Below are 5,009 nucleotides of genomic sequence, written 5' to 3' on the forward strand. Positions count from 1 at the left end.
TGTCGATGCCAAGAGTGGCCTGACCCACAGCCTAGTCACCACCGCGGCCAACGAGCATGACCTCAATCAGCTGGGTAATCTGCTGCATGGAGAGGAGCAATTTGTCTCAGCCGATGCCGGCTACCAAGGGGCGCCACAGCGCGAGGAGCTGGCCGAGGTGGATGTGGACTGGCTGATCGCCGAGCGCCCCGGCAAGGTAAGAACCTTGAAACAGCATCCACGCAAGAACAAAACGGCCATCAACATCGAATACATGAAAGCCAGCATCCGGGCCAAGGTGGAGCACCCATTTCGCATCATCAAGCGACAGTTCGGCTTCGTGAAAGCCAGATACAAGGGGTTGCTGAAAAACGATAACCAACTGGCGATGTTATTCACGCTGGCCAACCTGTTTCGGGCGGACCAAATGATACGTCAGTGGGAGAGATCTCACTAAAAACTGGGGATAACGCCTTAAATGGCGAAGAAACGGTCTAAATAGGCTGATTCAAGGCATTTACGGGAGAAAAAATCGGCTCAAACATGAAGAAATGAAATGACTGAGTCAGCCGAGAAGAATTTCCCCGCTTATTCGCACCTTCCCTAATGGTGTAAGCCAATCTAACGCCTTTCTAGGACGAGTATTCAGTGACATGGCAACTTGATTTAAATAATGCTGATCTGCCTGATTTAAATCAATCCCTTTAGGTAAATATTGCCTAATTAAACCATTCATATTTTCGCATGTGCCTTTTTGCCAGGGTGAATGTGGGTCACAGAAATATACATCTATGCCTAAATCTTCTTCGAGTATTTTATGTTCTGACATCTCACGTCCACGGTCATAGGTCAACGTTTTACGCAGTTCTGCAGGTAAATATTTCAGAGCTTCAGTTAAAGCCTTGCGCACTGATTCTGCCTTTGCATCAGGTAATGTTGCCAAGATACAGAGCCGTGTATTTCGTTCAATAAGTGTTGCTATCGAACTTTTATTGTCTTTACCTTTAATTAAATCAGCTTCCCAATGACCCGGTATTTTTCTTTCTTGAACTTCGGCTGGGCGCTCATGAATAGTTTTAATATCCTGTAATATAGAATCTTTTTTAGGTTCACCGTTAGCTTTTCGCTTTTTATTTTCATGACGTAGACAGGATAATAAGTCTTTTTTCAACTCACCCTTTGGTAATGCTCGTATCGTTGAATAAATCGTTGTATGGCTTACATTCATTGTTTGATCCAAATCAGGAAATGTCTTTAAACGCTTTGCTATTTGCTGAGGAGACCATAAACAACGGATCGCTTCAACAATAAATTTCCAGAGGATTGAATCGATTTTGAGTTTTCTGTGACCACGTCTACGTCTAGCGAAGGTGTTATCAGAAGCATATCGAGCTTGATAAACGTCATTGATGCTATTTCTTTTAAGCTCACGATAGATCGTACTAGGATGTCTTTTAATGAGTTCAGCAAATTTTCTGGCTGAAAAGCCTTCTTTTCTTGACTCAAGCATTAATGCAGTACGATCTTCAAAGTTAAGATGATGGTATGACAATTTTATATACTCCATAAACCCTTTAAATTAATTAGGTGGTTTATGTCGCACTTCAAGTTTTACTCTGCCAACTTTAAATCAGTGGCTCCACTAACACTCTTCACTTATTTATTTAAAATTTAGCGACGTTAAAAGACAATTAAGTATTTTTAGATAATGGGGTTCTAGGGATTTTCCGTCCAAAAACGACAAAGTGCTCTGGAGGCCGCGCCGTCCGTGGCCTCCAGAGGGGTATTACTTTTCGCTGACGGGTAAATATCCCTCGATTGAGCGCATAAGCTCCTCCAGATCTGGCAATTTTTCGCTCAATTCGAAGTGGTAAGTCCCCTTGAGGTTAATGTTGTGCCAGGCCACAGGGGATGCCTGTTTGACGATATCTATTCTCTTGGTATCTCCTTGGTATTCGAAGCTGGTCAACAGCTGGCTGAGTATCCTGGAGTTGAAGTAAACGATGGCATTGGTGACCAGGCGAGCGCACTCATTCCATAGCTGGATTTCTTCGTCTGAACTGCCCCGGAACTGATCCCCATTGACGCTGCTCACGGCCCGACGCAGTTGGTGATAGGCCTCTCCCCGGTTCAGCGCGCGCTGAACATAGTTTCTTAAACTGGCATCATCGATGTAGCACAGTAGATAATTCGCTTTCACCAGGCGATTGTATTCCGTCAGGGCTTCCAGCAGCGGGTGATTGCGCTTGTACTCCGAGAGCTTTCTCACCAAGGTGGCTTGCGTTGTTTTCCGCTGCTTAAGTGATACTGCAATCCGTTGGATGGTATCCCAGTGCTGCGCAATACGATGGGTATTGATTGGCTTTTTTAAGCACAGCTGAATTCGGTGTTCTTTGTCTTCCTTGACATCAAACATGTCATTGATCACTTTGCCAACCTGGGCATAGCGTGGGGCAAACTGGTATCCGAACAGATCCAGTAACGCGAAGTTCACATGGTTCACCCCATGGGTATCGGTTGAGAGCACATCCGGAATGATGTCTGACGTATTGCTCATCAACAAATCAAAGATGTAGTGCGATTCATGTTCGTTGGCGCCGATCACTCTGGCGTTGATCGCAGCGTGATTGGCGATCAAGGTCATGGCAGAAACACCTTTTTGAGTGCCAAAGTACTTCGACGAATAACGGGTTTTGAAGGTCTCGCGCCGGGCTTCGAACTTTTGACCATCGGCACTGGCGTGGATCACATCTTCCTGGATGTTGTAGTACCGGAAGATGGGTAGCTTGGCTGTCGCGTTATTGATGTTGTCGTTAGCAGCATTCAATGTTTCCAGGCGAAGATAGTTCGCCTGGATAGTGCTGAGCTGATCATAGGTACGATCAGAGATCTGTGCCATGCCGTAAATGCCTTGATTGGTTGCATTGCCGACCAGAATTGCCAACAGGTCATATTCATGGGAACGGCTTCTGGATTGGGAACCCAGCACATGAGCGAAGCAGTCAATGAAACCGGTGTCACGATCAACCATGCGCAGTACATCCGCAATCCCCGTTGTGGGAATTTGCTGGAAGAAGGGATTGTTGACCAGATGATGTTTGCTGGCCGAAGGCAGGCGCCAGAAGCGTTTACCCTGCGGATTACGCAAGATGATATTCCGGTTGTCTTCCTGTTCAAGATATTCGCCGACTTCGTACAAACGGGTATCCAATTCCATGGCCATCTGTTTGATCAGCTTTTCAGGCTCCTCCGCTAATTTTGTAAAATGGCTCTGTTGAAGCAGCGTATATTTGTTTTTTCGCCAATGTTCCCCGTCGATCAGGTCGGCGTCGAGTGCCCGGTATTTAGTGATATCAGGCAGCGTCAGCTGGCCATTCAGGCGATCAGGAATCTGTTGATAGAGGAACCACTCATAACGATCGATCAGGATATTCCCTTCACCATCCAGCAGGAATTCACGTGATTTTTTGGAAAGGAGTCTGGTGTCGGCAGTTTGCAACTGAGCGTCCTGGCCGTTGAGTTCGTTTTGTGTTTTCGCCAAGGCGGCCGCTAAGTGCTGGGTGCCGTCGCAGCCTTCGAAGCGCAGACATAGGAACAACTCTCGCAGCAAACCTTTCCGCAGACTTTCTTTCTCGTCGCAGTACTGCCACATGGCTTCATCGACCGATCGTCGCTGCTCGTTCAGGAAGAGACATACAGATTCCAGATCCCTTTTGGTCAGCAGGCTCAGTGCTTGCTGTCTTACTGTTGCAAACGGTAGTTGCAGATCAATGCTGTCATCAATGAACAGGTGCAGTACTTCAGCTGCCTTGCTGACATTTTTAGCTGCTTTTTGCCAATCCTTAAACACCGCTTCCTGCGCATAATCCTTTGCCTTCTGTTTGGTCTGTCTGACATGATGCACAAAGCCATCGGCAATACGTTCCAGCGCTTGCTGCCATCGCGTTTGAAGATAGCACAATAAATACAGCCATTGGCTGCCTACGGTTTGACGTTTCAGTTTGGCACCGTAGTAGTCGACTTTCTCTGCCAGGTGTTGCAGATTTTTCTGCGACAGTGATAGCGTGCTCAACAGCAGATCCACTTCCGGCATCCAATGCTGGATATGGCGATAGACAATCAGTTCTTTCTCCAACTCGGTTCCGGTGAAGTTACGAGCCGATTGTCGCAACTGTCGGAACGGCAGTGGACCTGTGCCGTTCACGAGCTCCGCCAGTGCTTGCTTAAGACCGCGTGACATTGCACGCTCAAGGTGCGCGGCCATGTGTTCCTGTTCGTCTCCCACCACCTGACTGATGATCTTTTGCAGCGTGCTGTAGGCAGGGATTGCGATCTTCTGCCCCGAACAATATTCATTGGCCGCATCGAAGAGGTGCCTAGGCGCTGTCCAGGCTCTGGCTTGCTGGGATAAGTAATCTCTCAACGCCGCTCCATGGTCTTTGACATTCCAGCGCTGGTAGTTGCAGAGCTGGAAAACACGTTGGTAAATCCGTTCGTTCTCTTTTGGCGTGAGATTAAAGGGTCTACAGCCTGGGCCTGGTAGAACGGTTTGATAAACGTATTTGAGGTCCTGCTTGATCTGATGAAAGCCGGGATTCAGCACCACCGGCTTGGCTTTGAAATAGCCCAGCAGTACCACCAGCATGTAACGCTGGCCCCGATGACGGAGGCTTTTAGCGATCGCCAGTTCCTTATCGTTCAGCGAGAAAAAGAAGCGTTGGTCGGCGGAGGTGAAAGCGGGGGGTCCATATAACTCATCTTGTTCTGCCTCGGACAAGATTTGGACACGTTCTTCGAATGCCATGGATTTAGCCCAAAAAGACTAAATCTTACTCAAACAGAGCCCAAATAGGGATCTCGAAAAAAGTAATACCCCTCTGGAGGCCACAGACGGCGGGGCCTCCAGAGCACTTTGTCGTTTTTGGACGGAAAATCCCTAGAACCCCTCCTTCCGGACTGACTCAGGCAATCATTGAAGTGGGGCGCATCAACAAAACGCTGTATCTGCTTAATTATATTGATGATGAAGA

General features: G+C 47.6%; 2 protein-coding genes and 2 pseudogenes. 2 read left to right on the plus strand and 2 right to left on the minus strand.

Features of this window, described 5'->3' with window-relative positions:
- Positions 1–436 (plus strand): annotated as a pseudogene (locus FTE26_RS04400) (IS5-like element IS5 family transposase); the annotation flags it as partial.
- A gap of 108 nt (positions 437–544) precedes the next feature.
- Here the strand turns inward: FTE26_RS04400 and FTE26_RS04405 are convergent.
- Both FTE26_RS04405 and FTE26_RS04410 read right to left on the minus strand, forming a co-directional pair.
- Positions 545–1,546 (minus strand): IS30 family transposase, encoded by a 1,002-nt coding sequence (locus FTE26_RS04405; protein ID WP_023408311.1) that lies wholly within the window; start codon positions 1,544–1,546, stop codon positions 545–547.
- A 219-nt stretch (positions 1,547–1,765) separates the two neighbouring features.
- Positions 1,766–4,783 (minus strand): Tn3-like element IS3000 family transposase, encoded by a 3,018-nt coding sequence (locus tag FTE26_RS04410; RefSeq protein ID WP_004199413.1) that lies wholly within the window; start codon positions 4,781–4,783, stop codon positions 1,766–1,768.
- A 143-nt stretch (positions 4,784–4,926) separates the two neighbouring features.
- Here FTE26_RS04410 and FTE26_RS20160 point away from each other — a divergent pair.
- Positions 4,927–5,009, plus strand: a pseudogene (locus FTE26_RS20160) (Tn3 family transposase); the annotation flags it as partial.

The sequence above is a fragment of the Escherichia sp. S10b genome (assembly GCF_028421345.1).
Taxonomy (GTDB): domain Bacteria; phylum Pseudomonadota; class Gammaproteobacteria; order Enterobacterales; family Enterobacteriaceae; genus ECMA0423.

What these genes read in the sequence shown, in the direction of transcription:
- FTE26_RS04405 (WP_023408311.1), bottom strand. Translation starts at nt 1,546, where the DNA reads ATGGAGTATATAAAATTGTCATACCATCATCTTAACTTTGAAGATCGT.
- FTE26_RS04410 (WP_004199413.1), bottom strand. Translation starts at nt 4,783, where the DNA reads ATGGCATTCGAAGAACGTGTCCAAATCTTGTCCGAGGCAGAACAAGAT.